This is a genomic window from Psychroflexus sediminis (assembly GCF_900099815.1).
GTDB lineage: Bacteria > Bacteroidota > Bacteroidia > Flavobacteriales > Flavobacteriaceae > Psychroflexus > Psychroflexus sediminis.
This window is the reverse complement of sequence record NZ_FNCW01000014.1, coordinates 1-23818: the sequence shown is the minus strand read 5'-3', so window position 1 is coordinate 23818 and position 23818 is coordinate 1. Positions and strand designations below refer to the sequence as shown.

General features: G+C 39.3%; 26 protein-coding genes and 1 riboswitch. Of the genes, 12 read left to right on the top strand and 14 right to left on the bottom strand.

Annotated features, from left to right (window positions below):
• Positions 1-58: 58 nt before the first annotated feature.
• Positions 59-331 (bottom strand): hypothetical protein, encoded by a 273-nt coding sequence (locus BLP81_RS12105; RefSeq protein WP_093369444.1) that lies wholly within the window; start codon positions 329-331, stop codon positions 59-61.
• 6 nt (positions 332-337) lie between these two features.
• Entirely contained in the window at positions 338-838 is a 501-nt protein-coding gene (locus BLP81_RS12100; protein ID WP_093369440.1) for a CIA30 family protein, read from the bottom strand.
• 93 nt (positions 839-931) lie between these two features.
• Here BLP81_RS12100 and BLP81_RS12095 point away from each other — a divergent pair, with 93 nt between their 5' ends.
• Together BLP81_RS12095 and BLP81_RS12090 are read left to right on the top strand one after the other, a co-directional pair.
• Positions 932-1528 (top strand): DNA-3-methyladenine glycosylase, encoded by a 597-nt coding sequence (locus BLP81_RS12095; protein WP_093369433.1) that lies wholly within the window; start codon positions 932-934, stop codon positions 1526-1528.
• A 5-nt stretch (positions 1529-1533) separates the two neighbouring features.
• The gene (locus BLP81_RS12090) at positions 1534-2196 is read left to right on the top strand and encodes a hypothetical protein (RefSeq protein ID WP_093369428.1); all 663 of its coding nucleotides are present in this window, start codon (positions 1534-1536) and stop codon (positions 2194-2196) included.
• 129 nt (positions 2197-2325) lie between these two features.
• Here BLP81_RS12090 and BLP81_RS12085 read toward each other — a convergent pair whose 3' ends face one another.
• Positions 2326-3213, bottom strand: a complete 888-nt coding sequence (locus tag BLP81_RS12085; RefSeq protein WP_093369425.1) for an AraC family transcriptional regulator — start codon at positions 3211-3213, stop codon at positions 2326-2328.
• A gap of 199 nt (positions 3214-3412) precedes the next feature.
• Between BLP81_RS12085 and hemA the strand changes: the two genes are divergently transcribed.
• Genes hemA through BLP81_RS12070 form a run of 3 tightly spaced genes read left to right on the top strand, consistent with a single transcriptional unit; the run spans position 3413 to position 6260 of the window.
• Complete coding sequence (hemA, locus tag BLP81_RS12080; protein WP_093369421.1) at positions 3413-4669, top strand: glutamyl-tRNA reductase; 1257 nt, start codon at positions 3413-3415, stop codon at positions 4667-4669.
• A gap of 33 nt (positions 4670-4702) precedes the next feature.
• On the top strand, positions 4703-5611 hold the full coding sequence (hemC, locus tag BLP81_RS12075) for a hydroxymethylbilane synthase (RefSeq protein ID WP_093369417.1): 909 nt from the start codon (positions 4703-4705) through the stop codon (positions 5609-5611).
• Position 5612: 1 nt separating this feature from the next.
• Positions 5613-6260: a uroporphyrinogen-III synthase gene (locus tag BLP81_RS12070; protein ID WP_093369413.1), complete on the top strand. Its 648-nt coding sequence runs from the start codon at positions 5613-5615 to the stop codon at positions 6258-6260.
• A gap of 451 nt (positions 6261-6711) precedes the next feature.
• On the opposite strand, the gene BLP81_RS12065 is transcribed toward BLP81_RS12070, so the two are convergent.
• From BLP81_RS12065 to BLP81_RS12055, 3 genes are all read right to left on the bottom strand, one after another.
• Positions 6712-7902, bottom strand: coding sequence for an endonuclease/exonuclease/phosphatase family protein (locus tag BLP81_RS12065; RefSeq protein WP_093369409.1), 1191 nt, complete (start codon positions 7900-7902; stop codon positions 6712-6714).
• A gap of 156 nt (positions 7903-8058) precedes the next feature.
• Entirely contained in the window at positions 8059-10125 is a 2067-nt protein-coding gene (locus BLP81_RS12060) for an insulinase family protein (protein WP_093369403.1), read from the bottom strand.
• A gap of 1 nt (position 10126) precedes the next feature.
• Positions 10127-11440, bottom strand: a complete 1314-nt coding sequence (locus tag BLP81_RS12055; protein WP_093369397.1) for a M16 family metallopeptidase — start codon at positions 11438-11440, stop codon at positions 10127-10129.
• A 163-nt stretch (positions 11441-11603) separates the two neighbouring features.
• Between BLP81_RS12055 and BLP81_RS12050 the strand changes: the two genes are divergently transcribed.
• The 3 genes from BLP81_RS12050 (at position 11604) to rpmA (ending at position 12912) form a co-directional block, all read left to right on the top strand.
• A complete protein-coding gene (locus tag BLP81_RS12050; protein ID WP_093369392.1) occupies positions 11604-12044 on the top strand; it encodes a DUF4199 domain-containing protein in 441 nt (146 codons plus the stop codon).
• An 86-nt stretch (positions 12045-12130) separates the two neighbouring features.
• Positions 12131-12628, top strand: a complete 498-nt coding sequence (gene rplU, locus BLP81_RS12045; protein ID WP_093369387.1) for a 50S ribosomal protein L21 — start codon at positions 12131-12133, stop codon at positions 12626-12628.
• 23 nt (positions 12629-12651) lie between these two features.
• Positions 12652-12912 (top strand): 50S ribosomal protein L27, encoded by a 261-nt coding sequence (gene rpmA, locus BLP81_RS12040; protein WP_093369382.1) that lies wholly within the window; start codon positions 12652-12654, stop codon positions 12910-12912.
• 219 nt (positions 12913-13131) lie between these two features.
• Here rpmA and BLP81_RS12035 read toward each other — a convergent pair whose 3' ends face one another.
• The 7 genes from BLP81_RS12035 to recA form a co-directional block, all read right to left on the bottom strand.
• Complete coding sequence (locus tag BLP81_RS12035) at positions 13132-13569, bottom strand: hypothetical protein (protein WP_093369378.1); 438 nt, start codon at positions 13567-13569, stop codon at positions 13132-13134.
• 5 nt (positions 13570-13574) lie between these two features.
• A complete protein-coding gene (locus BLP81_RS12030; protein WP_093369373.1) occupies positions 13575-14093 on the bottom strand; it encodes an acyl-CoA thioesterase in 519 nt (172 codons plus the stop codon).
• 44 nt (positions 14094-14137) lie between these two features.
• Positions 14138-15088 (bottom strand): HU domain-containing protein, encoded by a 951-nt coding sequence (locus tag BLP81_RS12025; RefSeq protein WP_093369369.1) that lies wholly within the window; start codon positions 15086-15088, stop codon positions 14138-14140.
• A 65-nt stretch (positions 15089-15153) separates the two neighbouring features.
• Positions 15154-16536: a hypothetical protein gene (locus tag BLP81_RS12020; RefSeq protein WP_093369364.1), complete on the bottom strand. Its 1383-nt coding sequence runs from the start codon at positions 16534-16536 to the stop codon at positions 15154-15156.
• Positions 16537-17091, bottom strand: a complete 555-nt coding sequence (locus BLP81_RS12015; protein WP_093369360.1) for an RNA polymerase sigma factor — start codon at positions 17089-17091, stop codon at positions 16537-16539. It abuts the gene before it with no gap.
• Between the two features lie 6 nt (positions 17092-17097).
• Positions 17098-17526, bottom strand: coding sequence for a hypothetical protein (locus BLP81_RS12010; protein ID WP_093369355.1), 429 nt, complete (start codon positions 17524-17526; stop codon positions 17098-17100).
• Positions 17527-17653: 127 nt separating this feature from the next.
• On the bottom strand, positions 17654-18676 hold the full coding sequence (gene recA, locus BLP81_RS12005) for a recombinase RecA (protein ID WP_093369351.1): 1023 nt from the start codon (positions 18674-18676) through the stop codon (positions 17654-17656).
• A gap of 416 nt (positions 18677-19092) precedes the next feature.
• A riboswitch (SAM riboswitch) is annotated at positions 19093-19194 on the top strand.
• Between the two features lie 232 nt (positions 19195-19426).
• On the opposite strand from recA, the gene BLP81_RS12000 reads away from it, so the two are divergent.
• From BLP81_RS12000 to BLP81_RS11985, 4 genes are read left to right on the top strand one after another with little or no spacing between them, the layout of a single operon-like run.
• Positions 19427-20734 carry an O-acetylhomoserine aminocarboxypropyltransferase/cysteine synthase family protein gene (locus BLP81_RS12000; RefSeq protein ID WP_093369347.1) on the top strand — a complete coding sequence of 436 codons (1308 nt, stop codon included), beginning with the start codon at positions 19427-19429 and terminating at the stop codon, positions 20732-20734.
• Positions 20735-20739: 5 nt separating this feature from the next.
• Complete coding sequence (locus BLP81_RS11995) at positions 20740-21204, top strand: OsmC family protein (RefSeq protein ID WP_093369343.1); 465 nt, start codon at positions 20740-20742, stop codon at positions 21202-21204.
• Complete coding sequence (metX, locus tag BLP81_RS11990) at positions 21197-22207, top strand: homoserine O-acetyltransferase MetX (RefSeq protein ID WP_093369339.1); 1011 nt, start codon at positions 21197-21199, stop codon at positions 22205-22207. Before BLP81_RS11995 ends, metX begins: the two co-directional genes overlap by 8 nt.
• 3 nt (positions 22208-22210) lie before the next feature.
• Positions 22211-23389 (top strand): homoserine dehydrogenase, encoded by a 1179-nt coding sequence (locus BLP81_RS11985; protein ID WP_093369335.1) that lies wholly within the window; start codon positions 22211-22213, stop codon positions 23387-23389.
• A 112-nt stretch (positions 23390-23501) separates the two neighbouring features.
• Here the strand turns inward: BLP81_RS11985 and BLP81_RS11980 are convergent.
• Positions 23502-23818 (bottom strand): transposase (locus tag BLP81_RS11980; protein ID WP_143002836.1); only part of this gene is annotated, 317 nt, incomplete at its 5' end.

Here is a 23818-nt window from a genome sequence, read left to right as displayed (position 1 = left end):
TTCAGTATTTGCTATTCGATATTTTTTGGTGATGCGGTGATAAAAAGTTAGGGGGCTTCTACTTATCCTTCAGCTTCTTACGGTAAATAAAGTCGTTTAAGGTCCACGAAAAGATGCCGTAAATTCCACCACCCACAACGATGGAAATGGCCAGCTGTACAAAAAAATCAGTATTGCTCAGCTGTCCCCATTTGTCCCAGTAATTGATCACCAGGTTGACTGCGAAAATTAATATCCCAAAACCAAAGCCATGTTTGATGATGTATTTTGCTTTGCCCTGACTTTTGATTTTCTCCCAGTTGTCAACAAATTTTTTATCTGCTTCTTTCATAAATTTTTATTTGGTTAAGTAAACTTTATCTATTTCCAATTGAAATTCTTCTTCCTTTTTGTTTCCTATAAGGAAGGCAACTTCCCGAATCACGTCAGCCTCAAAGTTGGGCAAATTTAAATTTCTTCCCCTATATCTGGGATAAAAACTAGATAGTTTTAATTGAATCGTTTGCCATTCCGGAGTCACTTTAAATTCCTGGACATAAGAAGGAGCTTCTTCTTCACCACTCTTCTTGATTCTGAATTGATACGTTGATGGCTTTCCTTTTACCCGAATATTCACATGGCTATAATCATGAATATTTTTAATCGTGGTTTGATGCCTTACTGAAGCAAAACCGCCATTGTTTTCCAGCGAAATTTTTCCGGAAAAAACCGCGTTTCCGTCTTCGCTAAGATGAATTGAACTCTGAGACAAACCACCCATCACCCCGTCATTTACAATGTCCCAGTCTTTGATGTTTTTGTCAGGTTCGAAATCGTAAATGGTAAAATTTTGTGCCATAGCAGTTGTGATTATTAAACAGAACATTAAAGTTTTCATAGGAAATCCGTATTGAGCATTAAATTTAGTTATTTTAAATCGAAAATCTAAGGTATGCCTCAAGCACTTTCGAAAAGTTATTTTGAAAACACAAATGTCGTTTTTCTCGCCAAAGATTTGATTGGAAAACAGTTGACCACTCATATCGACGGCGTCATCACTTCTGGCATTATCACCGAAACGGAAGCCTACGCTGGTCGGGGGGATAAAGCCTGTCATGCGCATCTTGGAAGGTTTACCGAGCGCACCAAAGTGATGTACGAATCCGGTGGAATTGCTTATGTTTACCTGTGCTATGGTATTCATAACCTTTTCAACATCGTCACAAATACCCAAGGAAATGCGGATGCCATATTGATAAGAGCTATCGAACCTACTCAAGGCATCGACATTATGCAGAAACGCCGAAAGAAAGTGGAGGTAGATAAAACCTTAACCGCAGGTCCGGGAAATGTGAGCAAAGCTTTGGGCATCACCAAATCTCATAACCAATATAGTGTGACAGGTGATGACATTTGGATAAAAGATGTTGGACAACAAACTGCTAATATTGTAGAAACCACAAGAATTGGCATAGATTATGCAGAAGAAGATGCAGAGTTGCCCTGGAGATTTTACGATAAAGATTCTAAATTCGTTTCTGTGAAATAAAAACTATGAAACTTAAACTCATTTCATGTCTTGTTATACTAGTTTCGCTGAGCACGAACCTGCACAGTCAAGACAAATTATTTTACAACCGGATCCATTATTTTGAACACCTGACATGTCAACATCCTATCGGAACAATAATTCAGGACAAAGTCTTTTTTGCTAACAACACAGACAACAGTTCTTTTCTCAATTTCAATAATTCTGAAAATGAAATTGCAAATGTAGACTTGATCAATTATGGAAAATATACTGCGTTTAATCAGTTTTTTAAAACCGATTTTCTGGCAGCAAACACCATTATCATGGGGTTTCCACAAGGCGTTTCAAGTGTTTCTCAATCTATTCAGAAAGCGAGAAACCAATTTCGGCTGGATAAGGTCAAAGACACCCTCATTGATGATAAAAAACTGAAGCATATTCGCATTAAGCCAAAGGATACTTTAGTTCACCGGTTTAAATCCTATAATATCTTAATCAACAGCAGTACAGATACCGAAACGCCCCTTTACAGGTCTCCTACAATTTATTTTTTATTGATGGGTAGCCTTAAAGACCTCAAAGGTACAGTCGTAGAGACTTATTTTATTGACTTACAAGGCTATTGGTTTTGCCGGGACGTCCTTTCCGGATTTGAAATCACCAACAAACGGGTGATTGTAAAGTAAAGATTTGCAATAGAATTTTTTCTAAGACATATAAATGATAAACTCATCTAGTTGAAATGATTAATTTTAAATAGAATGATGAGATCATAGCTTTCAAACCCATTTCTAATTTAAACTCTTATCCAAAATTCAGCCCTGGATATATTTCTTTGGCGTAGTTCCAAATTTCTTCTTGAAGGCTGCAATGAAATGACTGGCCGTGCTGTAACCGATACTCAGGCCAACCTCATTTACGTTGTGCTGACCTTTCTCCAATAGTTTTCTGGCGTAATCCATTTTATAATCGAAAAGAAAAGAGAACACGGTATCCCCGTAAATTTCCTTGAAACCTTCTTTCAGTTTTTTTAAGCTCAACCCGACTTCATCGGCAAGTTCCTGCAAAGTAGGGGGCTCTGTCATTCGCTGAAGAATAATACTTTTAGCCAATTTGATTTTCTTCACATTATCTTCATCATCTAGAAACGGACACTGCTCAATATCAGCCTCTGCAGGCCGGTTGAAATAAAGCCCTATCAATTCGTAAACTTTGCCCTTGAGATATATTTTTCTAACTGAAGGATGGAGATTGAAGTTCAAAATCTGACTTAAAATCACAGCCATAGCCGGCGAAACCATGACTTCCTTATAGAATTTTTTATCGCGATTATCCTCGGTCAGGAAATCGATATAATTGGCCTCAGCAGAAAATAAAGTATGCAGTTTTTTGATGGATATCAAAATGGAGACCGACCAGGAATTGGAAGACGATTCGAGATTAAGCGGTAAATCCCGCTCCGGATTATAAAGCAGTAAAGAGGAATCTTCCTTAATATTTAAAGCATACCTCCCTTCGTTAAAATTGAATTTAATCTCGCCTTTCACACAAAAATGAAATTGAATGAAATCCGCACTGATCTGGTGCGTGATACATTCTTCGTAGTCCGAATCATTTTTAACGGATAAGATGGATATCCCTTCTTCAATCTCTATAAGTTGCTCGGAACCTCTAGCGATATTTTTATCTGACATCAAGGCCATTTCTAGTCGTTTATTATTTAGAACGGTTCTAATTAAACAGGCTCTAACTGGTTATCAATACTACAAAAATACTTAATTAAGCTGATATTTATCAGATTTCAATTAAAAATACGCCAAACGACAAAAAAGGAACTTACAGCGTTATTTTTAACTCTGCTTATATTCTAGTTTTGTACACCATATTTTTTGGAATCAAAGAATGCAGAAATACAACGTCTCTAAACATAAAAACTTTTACGTCATAGGCATCAGCTATCAAAAAGCAGATGCAGAGACTAGAGGTAAATTCAACCTAAACATAGACCAGAGAAAAGCTTTGCTTGACAAGGCTAAATCTATTGGTCTTACTTCTGTGGTGACTTCTTCAACCTGCAACAGAACTGAAATCTATGCATTTGCCGACGAGGCAGAGGTATTGATAGATCTGCTTTGTGAATTTAGCATCGGAGACCAGACCACCTTTGTGGAAAGCGGGTATGTTCTGGAAAATGAAGCGGCCATCATTCATATGTTTCGTGTGGGAGGCGGACTGGATAGTCAGATTCTTGGTGATTTTGAAATCATAAGTCAGATCAAATCGGCCTTCACTTTGTCCAAGAAAAAGGGAATGATCAATCATTTCATGGAAAGACTGGTCAATTCTGTGATACAGGCCAGCCGCAGAATCAAAAATGAAACTAAAATATCTTCAGGAGCAACTTCGGTTTCTTTTGCCTCTGTCCAATATATTTTAGACCACACCACTCATGTTTCAGATAAGAAAATACTCTTGTTTGGGACTGGTAAAATAGGGAGAAACACCTGTGAGAACCTGGTGAAGCATACCAGTAATAAAAACATTACGCTCATCAACAGAACTAAAGATAAAGCTGAAGAAATCGCTGGCAAATTCAATTTGATCGTCAAGGACTTTTCAGAATTACAGTCGGAAATCCGTTCTACTGATATTTTGATTGTGGCCACTGGTGCACAAACTCCAACCATCACCAAAGAACTGATTTATCCTAAAAAAGAGCTTTTAATTCTGGACCTTTCCATTCCTAAAAATGTAGCTGAAGATGTGGAAGGAATGACCAATGTGAAGCTGCTTCACCTGGATCATTTATCTCAGCTTACCGATGAAACTCTATCTAAAAGAAGAGCTTTTATCCCAGATGCAGAAGCTATCATTGAAGATGTAAAAACTGAATTTGATGAGTGGCTGGACACCAGAAAATTTGCTCCAACTATCAAAGCCCTTAAAGAAAAATTCAAAATCTTCCAGGATGAAGAATTGGATTATCAAAGCAAAAAGAACAATCAGTTTGATAAAGAGCAGGCCGAACTCATCAGTGATCGCGTGATTCATAAAATCACAAGAAGCTTTGCAAGCCACTTAAGAAGCGCCAACGGTTCTACGGAAGACAGCATTGCTTTACTCAAGAAAGTCTTCGAACTGGAAACTGAATCTGATTAGCCTTAATTTTCATCCCTATAACTCTGTTTCTTTATGTCAAAAACTATACGGATAGGAACTCGTGATAGTGAGTTGGCCTTATGGCAGGCACACCAAGTAAAATCACTCCTGGAACGCGAAGGCTATACTCCCATTCTTAAACCCGTCAAATCTACCGGAGATCTCAATCTCGAACAACCGCTTTACGAAATGGGCATCACTGGGATTTTTACCAAAACCCTGGATGTGGCCCTCATCAAAGAAGAAATTGATATTGCCGTGCATTCCATGAAAGACGTGCCTACAAGATTGCCAATAGGCGTTGTGCAAGCGGCTGTTTTACCAAGAGCCAACACAAGTGACATCCTTATTCATAAAGGTGTTGAGCATTTTTCTTCAAAAGAAACGATTGCCACGGGAAGCTTGAGACGCAAAGCCCAGTGGCTGCGAAAATATCCAAATCATGAGGTCGTCAACTTGCGAGGAAACGTCAACACCCGTCTGCAAAAGCTGGAGGACAGCGACTGGGCTGGAGCCATATTTGCTGCAGCTGGACTTGAGCGCATCGATTTAAAACCGGACAACCACACCGAACTCGACTGGATGATTCCTGCAGCTGCCCAGGGGGCGATGCTGGTTGTAACTTTGGATTCAAATACGATTTGTAAAGAGGCTTTGCGTCCTATAAATCACGCTGAAACCGCTCTGGCTGTAAAAGTTGAGCGAGAGTTCCTTAGAACTTTAGAAGGGGGCTGCACAGCTCCTATTGGCGCCCTAGCTAGTATTGACGGTGATGAACTGAAACTAAAAGCCGGACTGTTTGGTCTGGATGGAACCGAAAGCTACATCATCGAAGAATCCACAGCTTTAGACCAGGCAGATGGTTTTGGTAAACGCTGCGCTGAACTGGTTTTGAGACAGGGGGGTGATCGACTGATGAAAGAACTGCGGAAAATACTGTAAGATGTCTTCTGTCCTTTCTACAAAACGGCTTTCACCCGCTCAGAAAAACCTGCTCCTCAACGCGGACCTTAGTCTTACCGAATACAATTTTATAAAGACACAAGCCTTAGAATTGCCGGCCTCCGTATCCGAAGCACCTTACCCAAATGCCATTATCACCAGTCAGACAACAGTTGAATTAATCCGGGATTTCAAAATCAAAACCTGCTTTTGTGTGGGTGAAAACACCGCTTTAAAATTGAAATCCCTGGGATTTGAAGTCGAACTCATCGCTGAACATGGGAAGGCCTTAGCTGACGCCATCATCGAAAGCTATGCCGATCAGGCTTTTACCTTTTTTGGAAGCCGGCAGCGAAGACCTGAGCTTTCTGAAGCCCTTAAAAAAGCAAAAGTCAGTCTCACAGAGATTTTCGTTTACGAAACCATCAAAACCCCTAAATCCTTCAACCGAACATTTGATGCCGTGCTGTGCTTCAGTCCTTCCGGAGTGGACAGCTTTTTTGAAGCAAATCCGGCTTCAACATCCAAACTGATTTGCATCGGGCCCACGACGGCCAGGCAGGCCGGATTGTATTCTGAATCTGTTTTTGTGTCGAGTAAAACCAGTATAGAAAGTGTCATCGTGAAAGCGGTGAAGGTGTTGAAGTAAACTTTTTTCTTTTAGCTTTATCCCAAACCATATAGCGTACCTGACGGCACGCTGAGCCTGTTTCGTATTAGGGTTTACCAAAATATAGTCCCTAACGGGACAGGTTAGTAGTTACTAGTTTTATGGAGTTCGTGACTTAACATATGCCTGGCGAAAAAGGCTCAAAACTCATTTTCAAACCTTAACTAAGAGAGAGCGCTTTGATTGACTTGTCTCTTTAGAGACTTTATATAGGTAATAGAGAAAGCCACCGGCACCACCTTGTGCCTTTAGGTACAAAATATGAATGCCCACACCAAATCATGCTATAGAGCTAACAGTAAGCTAACCTTGTTATGTCTTAAGTTACACCCTGACTATTCCCTCGCCGGGCAAGCATAACTTTGTTTATCCACCAAAACCTGTGTAGAAAGTGTCATCGTAAAAGCCTTGAAGGTGTTGAAATGAAAAACTAGTCTTCGAGCTTGACCTCAACCCAGACCAGTCTATGATCGGAGCTGGATTCCCTATCCAGCATCAATTCATGCAAAGCTTCGCCTTCTACCGGCCAGAATACACCATGATCGACCACATTCAAATCTTTGGAAGGCAGGACATAGTCGGCTCTCAATTTCCAAAAAGCCGTGTGGTATTTTCCATAGGGATTATCAGGGCTTAAGGATTCACCGCCTTTGCTGGAAGGGGTAAACTCATTATTCACCCTAGGATGATTCAGTAAATCGCTGATGCCTTCGGTCCTGGCGTTACCTTCATAAGGTGAAGCGTTCAAATCTCCCATAATGACGAAGGCCTCTGACCCCAGGGGACCGGTTTCACCCTTATCATCATAAATATAAGCGCCCTGGGTTTTATCGATATAGTCTTTCCAGAATCTTATCTCATCGTGATTTCTCTTGCCATTTCTATCTTCCTCAGCATCGAAACCTGGTGGAGTAGGATGACTTGCCAATACATGTATGGTTTGATCACCAAATTTTACAGGCACATCCCAGTGCGATTTGGAAGACAACCTGAAAGCATCCCAGGCTTCATCGCTATAAAAATTATTCCCGTCAGCCGTTTGGGTTACCAGATAACCGGGCATATCCTTCCACTTAAACTTCTGAAAGGTGCGGATATTCGCTTTGTCGATGGGGTATTTTGATAGCAGTACCATCCCATAATGTCCAGGATATCGTCCATAACCAAAGGCATCGTTGGCACTGCCTTCAAATTTGCCGTCTCCGTTAAGATCGAACGGCGTTTCTATTCCGGTGTTGGAGGCAGCATAGTAATAATAAGGATAGTCGATCGCTTGTGCTTCTCCCTGAGGCACTTTAAGATAAGCCTTGATGAATTGCTCTACTCCCTGCTCAGGATTTTCGATATAGTCAAATTCATTGAGCAGAATTACATCCGGCCTTTGGGTCTGTATGATTTTGGCAATATTTTTTATATGTGGACTCGTTCCCCCGGCCAGTTTATCGATTAGCACCTGAGAAGACACACCATCGGCATATCGGCCTAAATAATTTTCAGATTCCATACTGACGTTGAAGGTCGCAAACATGACTTCTGACTGCTGGTCTGATGCACTTGGATTTTTGCATTGAACCATGAGCAAAACCAATACTAAAAGCTGGGGTAAATCTTTGAAGCGCATGCTGTTTTATTTAGACTGTACGTCTGCAATAATACGCTTATGCAAACTTTTCTAAATGATTAATTATTCAAAAAAACCGGGGCCTGACTGTTTTTTTACCTAAAACAAAAAAAATCCCGCCATTCAGCGGGATTTAAGAATCATAAACACTAAAACTTATTCGAAATCGGCATCGGTAACGCCTTCGTTAAATTTTACTTCTTCTATTTTGATATCGACAGTTTGTGGACCAAAATTTTGACTTAAGGTCATGGGAATCAAGATTCCGTTTTTATCTGTATAATCCAGGTATGAAATCGTGGATACCATTTTTTGTCCCATTTGTTCTGCTGTAGTTTCAGTGGCCAGTTTCAAGCCAGAATCTACACTGTAGAATTCTCTTACATTATCTGTAAGCTGAACAACATAAGCCTCTTCGCCATTTACTGACTCAATCCCCTTAAGTTCTGCGTTTTCTGACACACTTAATTCAGGAAAGAGACCAGAGCTTGCTTTAGAGTCTTTCACCTGCTGCTCGTTTAAATCTATTCTCTGACCCTGACCAGCAGCATAGCCTTTTTCGCCATCAAAAACCTGCTTGCTAAGCGTCATTCCATTCATTTCGATCATAGTGAGAGATTTTCCGCCTTTAGCCGCTTTACTTATAAAAGATAAAGTCATCCCCTGAACACTTGCATTCCCTTTCATCATCATGGAATTGACTTTAGAAATCGCCTCTTCTCCACCTACAGCAGTGATATAATCCTCATACACAGTTGCCACTGTAACCCCTTCCGGCAGTTCTTTTTTAAACTCAGGTTTGTCAATCGGATTCGCATATTGATCAAAATAATTTACAGGAAGGTTCAATCTATCAAGCTTATCTACAACCTCACTTCCTTTACCCACCATGACTATTCTAGCATTATCAATCTTAAAATACTTTTGGGAAACTGCCTTAACATCCTCAGCAGACACCTTATTGATATTATCAAGATAATTTTCATAAAAATCCTGTGGTAAATTATTGAGCTTTATACTAAGCGCATAGTTTGCAATGGTTTGAGGACGCTCCAATGCCATTACAAAATTTCCAACATACTTCGCTTTAGCGTTTTCTAAAGTTTGCGCATCAACTGGCTCTGTTCTAATTCGTTTTATTTCTTTAACGAACTCAACCACTGCACTATCCGCAACGGCATTTCTTACCTTAGCAGAAGCATTGAATCTAGAGACACCATATCGGTTTGACCCTAAACTTGAATAAGCTCCATAAGTATAGCCTTTGTCTTCACGAAGATTTTTGAACAGGTAGCCTTCACCACCTCCTCCAAGAATGTTATTTGCCATCAATGCAGCAAAATAATCTTCGTCGTTCTGCTTCAAGTCAACATTATTTGTTACTGTAATGTCCGTTTGAGAGGCGTTTGGCATATCGATAAAATTGATTTGAGTAGTCGATACATTCTCTGTCAATTTCGGTTCAGTTATGTTTGGTAAATCCTGCTTTTCCCAATCCCCGAAAAACTTTTTTATTTGTTTTTTTGCAGCTTTTGGATCAATATCTCCTACGACAACAATATAAGCATCGTTGGGAGCAAAACGCACCTGATAAAGATCTTTCACATCTTGAAAAGTAACATTGTTGACCGTTTCTTCTGTTAAATACTCTCCATAAACGTGATCCTTGCCATAAGCCAAAGCGCTTACAACTCTTCCGGAAACAGCATCTAAGCTTTTTTCGCTTGACTTTAAATTTTCGATCAGTTTTTCTTTCTCCTTTTCAAATTCTTCTTCAACCAATAAAGGATTGATTGTAGCATCTGCCATCAACTCGACAATGCGATCTGAGTATTTCGCCAATCCACTTCCAAAGGCTCCACTTGAACCAAAGCTTATGCTAGCTCCTAAAAAGTCAACTTCTTCGTTGAAATCATCTTTAGAAATCGAAGTGGTTCCATTACCGAGCATTGCAGATAATAAACTTGCAACACCTGCTTTATCTCCTTCCTTGTAAGGCAAATTGTCGATTCTCAATTGATAAGAAACGCGAGGTAACTTATTATTTTCAACCACCATAAGGGTGATTCCGTTCTTTAATTTAAATTCCTTTGGCTTTTCAAGATTGATTTTGGGTTCAGGGCCAGCTTCAGGCATTTGAGATCTATCTATTTGAGCGTTGACTCCAAATGCAATCAAAGCAACACCTATAAAAGCTACTAATTTTATGCTTATTGTTTTCATCTTAGTTATCTTCTTTTTTTGGTAAATACTCGATTTCTACCCTTTGATTAGGGCTTAAATACTTCTTAGCAACGTCTCTAATTTCCTCTCTTGTTATAGATCGGTAAAGTTCCAATTGAGTGTTGATCAGATCCACATCCTCATACAACAAGTAATATGTAGCCAAAGAACTGGCTATCCCTGCAACACTAGAGTTAGAACTTACGAATCTGCTTTCAAATTGGTTTAATAATTTCTGGTAATCTCTTTCTGAAATTAATTCAGTTTGCATTTTAAGAATCTCTTCATCTATTTCTTCTAAAAGAGTATCCAAAGAAACATCGCCTAAGGGCAGAGCTAACAAAGCAAAAATATTATAATCTACCTGACCTAGGTTGACAGCCTGAGCTTGTAAAGCCATCTTTTGTTCATCAACTAATTTTTTGTACAAAACAGAACTCTTTCCTCCGCTTAAATAAGTTGAAATCATGTCTAATACAAAAGCATCACGGGTTGCCTGTCCAGGTAATCTATAGGCAGCAATGATTGCGGGGATCTGGATATTTGCATCGTAAGCTTTCACCCTTTTAGTAGACGTTATAGGCTCTTCTTCAGGGAAATCTCTTATCACTTCAGGACGAGGCTTAACTTCACCAAAGTATGCTTTAACCATTTTCATGGTCTCCTCTTTGTCTATGTCTCCAGCAACAATCAGAACAGCATTGTTAGGACCATAATATTTGTTGAAATACGCATTAAATTCTTCTAAAGTTGCCGCATCTAAGTGCTCCATTTCTCCAATATTCGTATCCTTATAGGGATGAACTGTGAAAAGATTTTCGCCTACAACCTCTAAAAATTTACCATAAGGTCTATCGTAGCTTTGTCGCTTTTCTTCTTTTACAACCTCATTTTGAGTCTCTACTCCCTGTTCATCAATTACTGGATGGAGCATGCGTTCAGACTCTAGCCATAGTCCCAGTTCCAGCTTATTGGACGGGAAGATTTCATAATAATAGGTCCTGTCCTGAGAAGTATTTGCATTAAACGTACCTCCGTTAGCAGGAATTATTTTCATGAACTCACCTCTTCCTATATTTTCTGAGCCTTCAAATAACAAATGTTCAAAGAAGTGAGCGAAGCCGGTACGATCTCTAGGGCCATCCTTTCCACCCACATTATACATAACAGAGGTGATTACAACAGGAGCTGTGTTATCCTGATGCAGGATCACATGCAAACCGTTGTCCAGGTCGTATTCTGTAAATTCCACCTTCTGGGCCTGCGCCAGCGTGATAAAAAATACAAAAACAGATAACATAATAGTCTTAGTCATTTTTTTTGTTTTTGGTTATATCATATAGGTCTAAAAGTATATGATTTGTTACAAAAAAAATTCAATCCATTTTATATTTTTGTAATCCTTAAGAGTTTATTAATTCACGTTGAAAATTCTTATCCATTCTTAATTTTGATATATTAGCAAATAAATTTAACCCATGAGTCGATTTGTACTTTCTGTAAGATTTGGAATAGCATTAGCTTCCTCTTTAATAGCATACTTTTTGGTTTTGTCCTTATTTGGACTGCATACCAATCCATTATTTAGTTTATTTAATGGGGTTATTACCGGTTTTGCCATCTATGAAGCCATAAGATATAAGCGAATTGAATTAAAAGAGGATTATACCTACACAAAAGGCTTTCAGGCCGGAATAGTGACCGGTTTTCTGGCTACTATCCTCTTTACCATTTTTATGGCAGTCTATGTGACAGAAGTCGATCCCGATTTCATGAGTAAAATCGCAGAAAACTTCTCTAAGTCCTATACAGTGGGTGTTGGAATATTTAGTTTCACCGTTTTACTTGGTGGTTTTGCTACGACCATAGTCCTGACTCTCTCCTTCATGCAGCTGCTAAAACGCAGTTTGAAAGGTTAGTATTTTCATTTCAATTTAAATTGCCCTTTTATTTTTAAAGTACTATATTTGCAAACTATTTAGTAAAAATTAAATAACTAAACACTATGTATGCAATTGTAGAGATAGCAGGGCAGCAATTTAAAGTTGCGAAAGACCAGAAAGTGTTTGTTCACCGTTTAAAAGAAGAGGAAGGTGCTGATGTATCTTTTGACAAAGTTCTTTTACATGCAGACGGAGACAACATTACTCTAGGCGCCCCGGCTATAGACGGTGCTTCCATTAGCGCAAAAGTCGTTAAGCACCTGAAAGGAGACAAGGTTATTGTCTTTAAAAAGAAAAGAAGAAAAGGATACCGTAAGAAAAATGGTCACCGCCAGTACCTTACTGAACTCCAAATTGGAGACATCTCTGTTTCCGGAGGTTCTTCAAAATCTGCTTCCACTTCTAAGAAAAAAGAAGAAACCAAAGAAGCTAATAAAGAAGAAACAACTGACTTGAGCAAGCACACTGTGGCTGAGCTTAAAGAAATGGCCAAAGAAAGAGGCTTGGAAGGATACTCTGCTTTGAAAAAAGCTGAATTGATCGAATTATTAAGTAAGTAACATAATTACAAAAACTAAACATCATGGCACATAAGAAAGGTGTTGGAAGTTCAAAAAACGGAAGAGAATCAGAATCAAAACGTCTTGGCGTTAAAATTTTTGGCGGACAGGCTGCTGTTGCCGGAAATATCATCGTGAGACAAAGAGGAACTGCTCACAAGCCAGGCGAGAATGTATATGCTGGAAAGGATCATACATTACACGCTAAAGTGGATGGAACCGTACATTTTAAGAAAACAAAAGATGATAAGTCTTTTGTCTATGTCACTCCATTTGAAGCTTAAGCAATTAACTTCTAATATACAATAAGCCCTTTAATTAATTTTAAAGGGCTTTTTTATGGTTGAATCCTGTCTCAGTGACTTAGGAAAGGAAATTATATGGGATTTCATAAACAAACTTCAGCGTTTTAATTCAGGTGCATACGCATCCAAAGTCAGGTTAAGTTCCCTGAAAGTGCTTCCGGGAGCTTTACGTCTTAAGCCTGTTATGATATGCTTATATTAAAACCAGGCCTTCCAGGGAATCCTTGAAAGCATAAGCAGTAAGGCCAGGGCATAAAAAATAGCGATGGTTCTAAACTTCTTATTGGACGCCAGTTTCTTTTTGTGCTTGCTGTAGCCTACGGTGATGAGGACAATCGTTATTATCATCGTTAATGGGTGCTCCACAAGGTATAATCTCAAAGTGCTGTCCTGCATGACGCCTTTCATACCAACTTCTGAAAAGGCACTGAAATAAGGGCTTACGAAATATAAGACAAGACCAATAAGCAATTGTAGATGCGAAACAATAAGCGTAAACAGTGAAATTCTAAAGTCTTGCGGGCCAAATGATTTTTTGCCCAGGGTTTTGATAATCGCATTAAAAGTCGCTAATACAAGGACTAAAACGACCAAATAAGCCCAATAGGAGTGAACAATCTGAATAACTTCGTACATAGTATTTATTTATTATTTTCAAAAAGAGCTTTAAGCTCAGTCGCGTTTTGTGGTTTCATTTTACCTGCCAGAACCAAGCTTAACTGCTTACGTCTTAAAGCAGCATCAAACCTTTCTTTTTCAAGTTTGGTTTGCGGCTCTAATTTAGGAACTTCTACGGGATTTCCTGTATCATCAACAGCAACAAACGTATAAATCGCTTCATTGGCTTTAGACCGTTTTCCGCTTTCACGGTCTTCGATCCAGACATCGATAAATATTTCCATCGAGGTTTTGAAGTTTCTGGAAACTTTAGCTTCAACAGTCACCACACTCCCTAAGGGGATGGCTTTGTTGAAAGCGACGTGGTTGACAGATGCCGTGACGACGATACGTCTGGAATGTCTTCTTGCAGCAATACTCGCCGCACGATCCATTCTGGCCAAAAGTTCTCCACCAAACAGGTTGTTGAGTGGATTCGTTTCACTGGGTAAAACTAAATCTGTAAGTGTGGTTTTAGAATCTTCAGGATATTTTACTTCCATGTATATTTTTTTGCAAAGATAGGTTTTGTCTTGTTAACCCTAACCTAAAGTTGCTTTACATACAACCAGGCCTCTGGATTTTCTGTCGCCTTTATTGTTCTAAGCTGAGACAAGGCCTCCTCTTTTTGCACATAACTGTCAAAAGCCACCTGGTGCAAGCCATAGGCATTTTCTCCAATCATCGAAGCCTTATAGCCCTGAGCCCGGAGAAGCTCTACCTTTCGATTAGCATTGCTTTTCACTCGAAAAGCCCCGGCAATAATGTGGTATTTTGGTTTTAAAGTTTCAAGCTTTGTGGTGCTTAAAGGGAGTTCGGATAAGGTGTAGCTGAATTCGGCACTCTGAATTTTATCCTGCAGAAGGGATTCAGCTTTTTGAGCCTGAGCATCGTTATGTGAAATCACGTACGTGTTATACTGATACAATCCTGCAAAACCGGCAAGGCCAAGGGCAATTACTCCTACTGCAGCATACCTTAGATAGGCTTTGTTGTTTTTTCTTTCTGTTGAGCTTGAAGTATCCAGTTTTCTAACTTTTACACTTGAGTCCTCTTGTCCTTTGATCTCTTCTAATGATTGCGAAATGGTATCCAGTGTGATATCATCCAGTCCGAAAGACTCTATAAAATAGTTAACATAAGCATCAGGCTCAAAAGATACTTTACCCTCTTTATCTTGATGAAATCTTCCTAACCGAGGAATGTCTATAACTTTTTCAAGGTTTAAAGCCGTTTGAAAATCATTGACAAAAAGCTGGATTTTGTGCTTTGCACTCTCAAAATCCATAGATTCTCCTTTGGCAATGGTTTCTGCTAAAAGGCCATCGTGATTTTGAATCGCTTTATTAAAGGTTAATTTCCTGGAAGGAGGTGAGAACTTGTGAGAGTCCGCATGATAGATGGACGTGTTTTTTTGTGTAACAAAAGCGCCTAATCCTGGCACTATAACGCATTCGTATCGGTATAACAGGTCTTGTATGTACTCTTCTACTCTCATACGAACAAAGTTAATTTTTTTACTTACATAAGCAACAGGCAATTTAAATTTTGAAAGTCTAATTCCTAAAACTTAAATTTTATTCCGGAATAAATTCCGAAGAAATAAGGCTGAAAGCTGGAGGTATTACTTTCGAAGGTGTTAATTTGATACATGAACTTAGGCTCTAAATTAAAGGATACCTGCTCTGAAAAGTTATAATCCATACCTACACCCAGATTGGCGCTAAAACTAAAGGTGTTGAGATTATTTGCTTCACCGATATTCGAAGAGCGTCCATTATTTTCGAAAAAGATCTCGTTGTTATTTAATACATAAGTGCTGGCTCCGCCCAATACATGTATGCCTATTTTTTCATCTAAAAGCGCATATTCTACCTCCAAAGGCACTTCTACAAAGCCCAGTTCATGATTTAGTACGCCAACAGGATTTACCTTTGAAGGTCTAAGACCTAAAGAAGTGATACCCGCTCTAGTCTGTACATCTCGGTTATTAATTGCGGAAATCAGAGAAAATTGGCCTAATTGGCTTGATTGCCTATTGATATTACTCGAATTCTCTCCTTTAAAAGACGGAGAGGTGATGGATAAAACAACATCTTGAGTTGCATATCCCATAGCTACCTGGTTGATTCCTGTTCTTATTTTAATCTTTTTATTAATGGCATAGGCAACATTGACGCCGTAAGACAGGTTGGGATTACTCGTTGTTTTTCCCTGGAGAGTTGATTCTATAGGGTTTCCTCCGCTAAGAGAACTCATAAAAACAGGAGCAATATTGGGCTGAACAGTCCAGGGCTTATCTATGGACTTAGCCTCGTCAACTGCTGAAAGATTATCTTCCTGCATCGCATCAAACAGTGATTTTTTCTTGCTTACCGTGTTTTCCTTTACATCAGCTTTGGCAAGGCTGTAAGTTACAGAGGGGCTTGAAAGAAAATTTATCAAAGAACCCTTCAACTGGCTAACTGTCGAAAACGACCTTTCTGTAGTTTTTGTTTTTTCTGCAGGGGCTGCATACCAGTCTTTTTGATTAAAATTTAAAGTTGAACCGGCTAATACTGAACTGCCTGCTTCCGGTTCTCTAATTTGAAAAGCTAAACGGCTTTCAAAAGAATTTTCCATTTTGGATAAACTTTCAGTAACCGATGAAAATCTATATTGAAGAGGAATAAGTTCTAAGGAAGTTGATTTTAATGATGCAGGCTTCTTAAACGTTATAGAGGGTTTATAAACCGATGAATTATAATAAAAAACGCCTATAGAACTAAATATAAGTACAATAGCAGCAACCGAGGCTACTTGCCACCAAAAGGGCAAAATTCTCCTGGAATGTTTTTTTCCTGTTAATTTCTCCTCAATACCATTCCAGACTTTTGGTGATGGCGAAGCCTGAAAGTCTTTAAAACCTTCTTGAAACAAGCGCTCTATAGATTTAGAAGATTTCATTTAATTCCGATCTATTTTATAAGGATATTCACCATAAGCCTTGGCTTCGATAATTTTTTTTCTTAAAATTTCTTTTGCCCTAGACAAGTTTGATTTCGAGGTGCCTTCACTAATATCCAGTTTTACAGCAATTTCTTTGTGAGAAAAACCATCAAGTGTATAAAGGTTGAAAACCATTCTGTATCTGTCCGGAAGATTCTGTATGCAATTCAAAAGAAATTGTAAGGAATAGCTTTCGTCTTCTACATAAACCTCTTCAGCTTTGAGAGCGTCTTCATTCACCAACTCAAATACTTTTTGGTTTCGATAGCGTTCAAGACAAATGTTAATCGTTATTCGTTTTAACCAGCCTTCAAAAGAACCTTTGTGTTGAAATTGATGTACTTTCTCAAAAATCTTAATAAATGCATCTTGCAAATTATCTTCTGCTTCAGCATAATTGCGGGAATATTTTAAAGAAATACTAAAAAGAACCTCTGCAAACATCTCATATAAAAGCCTTTGTGACGATAGGTCATTCTGCTTACAGCGTTTGATTAGGTTTTTTAGTTTCATTGGTATTTATTCTATTACAATCACCTTTTTGTCTATGAAAACGGGTTGTCCAAGGCTATCGTTTGCGGTTAAGAATTTGAAATAAAAATCAGATTCAAATGAATTAATAAAATCGACGTCTATTGGTATTCCTTCATTCTCGAGTTCGCAACTAATGCCTTCTTTTTGAGTGAATATAGTTATTGCGCGAACAAAATACAAACTATCTTGCTGTATTTCAGCATCAAACCCTGAAAAGCTATGACAATCTGACTTTTTTTCATAAGTGACTTCTAGAACGTAGGCTTCTCCAACCCGCATTGTATCTGGTACGCTAGCAGCTAGTATAGGGGAGACTTCTGTGGATTGAAAAAAATTATCATCCGCAGATTCACAGCTCGAAAGAATAATGGAGGTCAAAAAACCAGCCATCACAAATTTGGTGAAAAATTTCATTGGCAGTTGCGTTTACTTAATAGACGAAATAAAAGAAAGAAGGTTGCGTTGGGTCAAAAAAATAGCAGGCATAAAAAAACCGATGAGTTCATCACCGGTTTTTTTATGTATTTTAAAGGGTAGTATTTTAATCTTCAGATTTTGCCAATTTGATAGCTTCTACGATTTTTTCTTCCAGCTCATCCATCAGTTCAGGGTTGTCCTGCAATAAAGTTTTTACGGCATCTCTACCCTGACCTAGCTTGGTGTCTTCATAACTAAACCAGGACCCTGCTTTTTTAATGATTTCGTAATCGACTCCAATATCAATGATTTCACCAACTTTAGAAATCCCAGTTCCATACATTATATCGAATTCTGCCATTTTAAATGGGGGAGCTACTTTATTTTTGACCACTTTCACTCGGGTTTTATTACCCATCACATCACTATTGGCATTTTTAATCTGCGTAGAACGTCTGATGTCAAGTCTTACAGATGCATAAAATTTTAAGGCATTACCGCCGGTCGTTGTTTCGGGGTTTCCAAACATCACTCCAATTTTTTCTCGCAATTGGTTTATAAAAATCACGGTACAATTGGTTTTGCTAATGGTCGATGTCATTTTTCTTAAGGCTTGAGACATCAGTCTCGCATGAAGACCCATTTTGGAATCTCCCATTTCACCTTCAATCTCACTTTTTGGAGTCAAAGCCGCTACGGAGTCAATCACAATAATATCAATAGCTCCGGAACGAATCAAATTTTCAGTGATTTCCAAAGCCTGTTCTCCGTGGTCTGGCTGGGATATGATTAGATTATCAATGTCTATGTTAAGGTTCCTGGCATAAGTTCTGTCAAACGCATGTTCCGCATCTATAAAAGCTGCTATGCCACCTGCTTTTTGAGCTTCCGCAATGGCATGAAGCGTCAATGTGGTTTTACCAGAAGATTCTGGTCCATATATTTCTACTACTCTTCCTCTAGGATATCCTCCAACTCCGAGAGCCAAATCCAAACCTAAAGAACCCGAAGAAATCGCCTCTACATCCTGAACTGCCTGGTCACTCATTTTCATTACCGTTCCCTTACCGTAAGTCTTATCAAGCTTATCCAAAGTCAATTGAAGCGCTTTTAACTTTGCATCTTTCTCGCTATTTTCTTTTGCCATTTTTTTTTAATTGAATTCATTTTATGTAAAAATAGTATTTCTTTTTTATTATTTGGACCTTCATTACGCAACCATTTAAGTAAAAACACATCTTACTAATAAATATCACTATTTGAAGTTTTTAAGAAAAACATCTTTTACCCGTACAAATGGAATTTCGATTTCGTTCATGACGGTGTCTAGTTGCAAAATAGACGGGGGCTGACGTTGTTTACTTTTTGATTGATTGAAAAAAATTAAAAATGTATAACAACGAATTAGCCAAACCTTGTTGTTTTGACAACATTTTGAAAAAGCCTCTGTAAATAGAGGCTTTTTTCGTTTTAACAATATTTAACATATTTCAGCTTTTTTGACCTTGTCATTGGTATAGTTTGAATTATGTTTGTATCATCATCTGCCACTTTTCGGTGTATGATTTATAAAGAAGAGGCGAGAGACAGGCTCCGCGACCCTCGGCAACCTCAACATAGTGTTGAAAAGGTGCTAATTCCTGCCCAAAAAGGGACATATAAATTATAAGAAAATGAACTTGTATTTTTTAAACACCAGGCTTTCCATTCAATTCAGTTTTGAATTTGTATCACTAGTATCTTTTTGCACATCGTCCATGCGAATGCACACGCCTATGTCGTGCTGTTGTTGTATGTGCGCATAGGCTCACTTCTCAAGTTTCCTAATTTATCTCTGCCCTTCTCTTCTGAAGGAATACCGAGTAAATCCATTCATAACCTTTTAAAATCCTTACAAATGTCTACACTAAAATTTGAAAGTTTACAACTTCACGCCGGACAGGAAGCCGATCCCACCACAGGTTCAATTGCTGTCCCCATTCACCAGACCTCCTCTTATAAATTTAAAAATTCTGAACATGCCGCAAAATTATTTGGCCTGCAGGAGTTTGGAAATATCTATACCCGAATCATGAATCCCACCACCGATGTGTTCGAAAAGCGCATTGCTGCTTTAGAGGGTGGAGTTTCGGCGGTAGCGACCTCTTCCGGTCTGGCCGCGCAGTTTCTGGCTTTATCGACCCTTCTGCAGGCTGGAGATAATTTTATTTCCACGTCGTTTCTATACGGCGGAACCTATAATCAATTCAATGTCACCTTCAAGAAACTCGGTATCGAGGCACGTTTCGCCAACGGCGATGAGCCGGGTTCTTTTGAAGCCTTAATCGACGATAAAACCAAAGCGATTTACCTGGAAACCATCGGCAATCCAAAATTCAATATTCCGGATTTTGAAGCCATTGCCAGGATTGCGCAAAAGCATGAGATCCCCCTTATTGTGGATAACACCTTTGGGGCCGGAGGTGCGATTGCCCAGCCGATAAAACACGGGGCCAATATTGTGACTTCTTCGGCAACCAAATGGATTGGTGGTCACGGTACGAGCATTGGCGGCGTACTGGTAGATGCAGGAAACTTTAACTGGGCCAATGGAAAATTCCCCGGGTTCACAGAACCTTCTGAAGGTTACCACGGTCTGAAATTCTGGGAGGTGTTCGGCGAAGGCAACCCCTTGGGTCTCCCTAACGTGGCTTTTGCCATAAAAGCCAGAGTGGAAGGCCTGAGAGATTTCGGACAGTCCATTAGCCCATTCAACTCCTTTTTACTGCTTCAGGGCCTGGAAACCTTATCCCTCAGAACCGAACGTCATTCTGAAAATGCTTTGAAGCTGGCCCGACACCTGGAAAAACATCCCAAAGTAGAATATGTCAATTATCCGGGCCTGGAAAGTTCAGCCTATCATGAAAATGCCAAAAAATACCTCCGCCATGGCTTCGGTGCCGTGTTATCCTTTAAGCTCAAGGGGGACGTGAATGATGCAGACCAGCTGGTAGATGCTTTAGAGCTTATCACCCATACCGCAAATGTGGGGGATGCCAAGACTTTAATCATTCATCCGTCTTCTACCACCCATCAGCAGCTTAACGAAGAGGAGCAAGAAGCCTCCGGCGTATTCCCGGGAATTCTCAGAGTTTCTGTAGGGATAGAACATATAGACGACATCATCGCTGATTTGGAACAGGCATTTTCACAACTTAAAAATTAAATAGAATGAGTTTATCAAACTTTTCAATAAACGGATCCAGTATCAATTCAACCTTATATAAAGGCACTTCAAGGCAATTTAGCTTTTTAGTGGACGAACCCCACGAACTTGGCGGACAGGATTTAGCCGCCAATCCGGTAGAATATCTCCTGGCAGGCTATGCGGGCTGCCTGAATGTGGTCATCAATTTGGTAGCTAAAGAACTGGGGATCAAACTTTATGATTTTAATATCAATATCAACGGAAATATAGAGGCTGACAAATTCCTGGGGCTAAGCGAAGAAGGCCGGGCAGGCTTTCAGTCTTTGGAGGTGAGTATCGATTTTGTCACCAACGCCACTCAGGAAAGCATAGACTTTCTGTTGAAAAGCGTAAAACAAAGATGTCCAGTCAGCGATAATTTAAGTCAGGCGACCCCAATTCAGTATCACATTACAAAGTCAGCTTACACCGAAGAAGCCTATGCCTAAATTATTTACGTATCGAAAGCCTTTCAGACTCGAAAATGGTCAGACTTTACCTAAGCTTGAGCTGGCTTATAACACCTTAGGCCAGCTCAATGCTGAAGCTTCAAATGTCATCTGGATATGCCATGCCTTAACCGCCAATGCGCATCCCGAAGAATGGTGGCCGGGCATTTTTGATGAGAAAAACGGTATTGATATCGATAGGTATTTTGTGATTTGCGTCAATACGATTGGTTCCTGCTATGGGAGTACCAATCCGCAAAGCTTGCATCCGGAAACCAAAGAAGTCTACGGCCTGAATTTCCCTAAGTTTAGCATTCGGGATATTTCAAAGAGCCTGGATCTTTTGAGTGCACATCTGGGAATCGACCAGATTCAATACCTCCTGGGGGGGTCTATGGGAGGTATGCAGGCGATGGAATGGGCTATTCTAAAGCCTGAGAAAATCAAAAATCTGATTTTACTAGCAACCAGCGCCAAACATTCTTCCTGGGGCATTGCCCTCAACGAAACCCAGCGTATGGCGATTGAGGCAGATTCTACATTTTTTGAAAACAAAAAAGAGGCCGGTAAAAAAGGCCTTGAAGCTGCCAGGGCCATTGCTTTGGTGAGTTACAGGAACTACAGGACTTACCAGAACTCGCAAATCGATCAGGACAATACCACAGATCACTTCAGGGCCTCTTCCTATCAAAAATACCAGGGGGAAAAACTTTCCAGGCGTTTTGACGCGAAAGCCTACTGGTATTTGTCCAAAGCCATGGACAGCCATAACGTAGCGAGAAATAGAGGAGGTTTTGAAAATGCACTATCCAGAATCAGGGCCAAAACCCTGGTGATAGGAATTCAGACCGATTTTCTATTCCCTGTAGAAGAGCAGGAATTTCTTGATCAACACATCGCTAATTCAGTACTGGAAATCATAGATTCCAGCTATGGTCATGATGGGTTTTTAATTGAGGTTGAAAAGATAAAATCATTATTACAAAAACACTTTAAACTATAATCCATGTCACAAAATTTAAGAATCGGATTGTTTGGGTTTGGTAGTGTAGGTTCTGGCATATACCATGTACTCAAGAAAAAAGAAATGTCAGAAATTAACATAAAAACCATCGTGGTTAAAGACCCGAGCAAACCGAGATCTATCGACTCCAAACACTTTAGCTATGCCGCAGAAGATATTCTTGAAGATGAAGATATCAACGTGGTTTTAGAGTTAATCGATGATGCAGATGCCGCTTTTCACATCGTAAAACAGGCTTTAAACCATAAAAAACACGTTATATCTGCAAACAAGAAAATGCTGGCCGAACATTTTGAAGAACTCATTGCTTTAGCCCAAAAACAGAAGGTAAGCCTGCTTTACGAAGCCGCCGTTTGTGGAAGTATTCCTGTGATACGAACTTTGGAGGAATCTTTTGGTTATGATGCGTTAACCTCCTTAAAATCCATAAGCAACGGGACCAGCAATTATGTACTGACCCGCTTGTTTCAAAATCCACAGCCTTTTGAGGAGATCATCACCGATGCGCAAAAACACGGCTTTGCAGAATCTGACCCTACTCTGGACATCGACGGCTGGGATTCCAAGTTTAAGCTCATCATAAGTAATTACCATGCCTTTGGGATACTGAACACCCCAGAGGATATTTTAAATCTTGGGATACGACATGTTAAACCGGAGGATATTGAATTTGCCAAGGAGAAAAATTTCAGCATCAAATTAATCGGGCATTCCAAGATGGAAGATGGCAAACTGGAAGCCTACGTGGCCCCCCAGTTTATCCCGACTTCCGAAGCCATCACTTCCATTGAATTCGAAAATAACGCGGTGGAAATCAATGCTGACTTTGCACATCAGCAGCTGCTTCAGGGAAAAGGAGCCGGGAGCGTCCCTACGGCCAGTGCCGTGCTTTCAGACCTGGTTTCTTTACTGAAAAACTATTCCTATCCTTATTCCAAAGTAAACACAAGTATTTCTGAGTTTGATTCTGAAAAGCTTATCAAAATCTACATTTCTTCTTATGATAGAGAAGACTTAGAGCCTTTCTGTTTTAAAGAGGCAATACTTTGCGGCACCCAAAAGCAGCTTCAGTATAAAATTGGAAAAATTTCAGTTGAGCATTTAAAAGAACAGGTGGAACGCTCTAATGCTGAAGTTTTTATCGCGGTGTTTCCAGACTGAAACTAATTCTATTGAACATTCGTAATCAAACTTTGGTAATTTAGAATTTCATATTATATAAGATGATTTTTCTATGTTTTAGCATCGAGCATTCTAAGTTAAAAACAAATTTTTAAGCCGATAATTTCACAAAAGGTTCATCTCTTTTTGCAACAGCAAATATTCTTAAAACGAGTTTATTAGCGATGGCGTTTATTACACTCATGTGATGTTTTCCATCTTTAATCTTACGATTGTAATATGCCTTTAGCTGAGGATCATGCTGTGCAGCTGTGATAGCTCCCTTTGTCAAAATAGATTTTAAAGATTTATCTCTCAGAAAATGAGTCTTGGTTTTTCCTTTAATACTGCTTCCCGACTGGTATGGAAAAGGAGCTAAACCACAGTGGCAGCTAAATTTTCTTGGATTATCAAACTTATTAAAATTAC

What these genes read in the sequence shown, in the direction of transcription:
- BLP81_RS12025 (WP_093369369.1), bottom strand. Translation starts at nt 15,088, where the DNA reads ATGAGAGTAGAAGAGTACATACAAGACCTGTTATACCGATACGAATGC.
- BLP81_RS12085 (WP_093369425.1), bottom strand. Translation starts at nt 3,213, where the DNA reads ATGGCCTTGATGTCAGATAAAAATATCGCTAGAGGTTCCGAGCAACTT.
- BLP81_RS11995 (WP_093369343.1), top strand. Translation starts at nt 20,740, where the DNA reads ATGAGTTTATCAAACTTTTCAATAAACGGATCCAGTATCAATTCAACC.
- BLP81_RS12020 (WP_093369364.1), bottom strand. Translation starts at nt 16,536, where the DNA reads ATGAAATCTTCTAAATCTATAGAGCGCTTGTTTCAAGAAGGTTTTAAA.
- hemA (WP_093369421.1), top strand. Translation starts at nt 3,413, where the DNA reads ATGCAGAAATACAACGTCTCTAAACATAAAAACTTTTACGTCATAGGC.
- BLP81_RS12105 (WP_093369444.1), bottom strand. Translation starts at nt 331, where the DNA reads ATGAAAGAAGCAGATAAAAAATTTGTTGACAACTGGGAGAAAATCAAA.
- recA (WP_093369351.1), bottom strand. Translation starts at nt 18,676, where the DNA reads ATGGCAAAAGAAAATAGCGAGAAAGATGCAAAGTTAAAAGCGCTTCAA.
- BLP81_RS12070 (WP_093369413.1), top strand. Translation starts at nt 5,613, where the DNA reads ATGTCTTCTGTCCTTTCTACAAAACGGCTTTCACCCGCTCAGAAAAAC.
- BLP81_RS12090 (WP_093369428.1), top strand. Translation starts at nt 1,534, where the DNA reads ATGAAACTTAAACTCATTTCATGTCTTGTTATACTAGTTTCGCTGAGC.
- BLP81_RS12050 (WP_093369392.1), top strand. Translation starts at nt 11,604, where the DNA reads ATGAGTCGATTTGTACTTTCTGTAAGATTTGGAATAGCATTAGCTTCC.
- BLP81_RS12010 (WP_093369355.1), bottom strand. Translation starts at nt 17,526, where the DNA reads ATGAAATTTTTCACCAAATTTGTGATGGCTGGTTTTTTGACCTCCATT.
- rpmA (WP_093369382.1), top strand. Translation starts at nt 12,652, where the DNA reads ATGGCACATAAGAAAGGTGTTGGAAGTTCAAAAAACGGAAGAGAATCA.
- BLP81_RS11985 (WP_093369335.1), top strand. Translation starts at nt 22,211, where the DNA reads ATGTCACAAAATTTAAGAATCGGATTGTTTGGGTTTGGTAGTGTAGGT.
- BLP81_RS12065 (WP_093369409.1), bottom strand. Translation starts at nt 7,902, where the DNA reads ATGCGCTTCAAAGATTTACCCCAGCTTTTAGTATTGGTTTTGCTCATG.
- rplU (WP_093369387.1), top strand. Translation starts at nt 12,131, where the DNA reads ATGTATGCAATTGTAGAGATAGCAGGGCAGCAATTTAAAGTTGCGAAA.
- hemC (WP_093369417.1), top strand. Translation starts at nt 4,703, where the DNA reads ATGTCAAAAACTATACGGATAGGAACTCGTGATAGTGAGTTGGCCTTA.
- BLP81_RS12015 (WP_093369360.1), bottom strand. Translation starts at nt 17,091, where the DNA reads ATGAAACTAAAAAACCTAATCAAACGCTGTAAGCAGAATGACCTATCG.
- BLP81_RS12000 (WP_093369347.1), top strand. Translation starts at nt 19,427, where the DNA reads ATGTCTACACTAAAATTTGAAAGTTTACAACTTCACGCCGGACAGGAA.
- BLP81_RS12030 (WP_093369373.1), bottom strand. Translation starts at nt 14,093, where the DNA reads ATGGAAGTAAAATATCCTGAAGATTCTAAAACCACACTTACAGATTTA.
- BLP81_RS12100 (WP_093369440.1), bottom strand. Translation starts at nt 838, where the DNA reads ATGGCACAAAATTTTACCATTTACGATTTCGAACCTGACAAAAACATC.
- BLP81_RS12035 (WP_093369378.1), bottom strand. Translation starts at nt 13,569, where the DNA reads ATGTACGAAGTTATTCAGATTGTTCACTCCTATTGGGCTTATTTGGTC.
- metX (WP_093369339.1), top strand. Translation starts at nt 21,197, where the DNA reads ATGCCTAAATTATTTACGTATCGAAAGCCTTTCAGACTCGAAAATGGT.
- BLP81_RS12055 (WP_093369397.1), bottom strand. Translation starts at nt 11,440, where the DNA reads ATGACTAAGACTATTATGTTATCTGTTTTTGTATTTTTTATCACGCTG.
- BLP81_RS12095 (WP_093369433.1), top strand. Translation starts at nt 932, where the DNA reads ATGCCTCAAGCACTTTCGAAAAGTTATTTTGAAAACACAAATGTCGTT.
- BLP81_RS12060 (WP_093369403.1), bottom strand. Translation starts at nt 10,125, where the DNA reads ATGAAAACAATAAGCATAAAATTAGTAGCTTTTATAGGTGTTGCTTTG.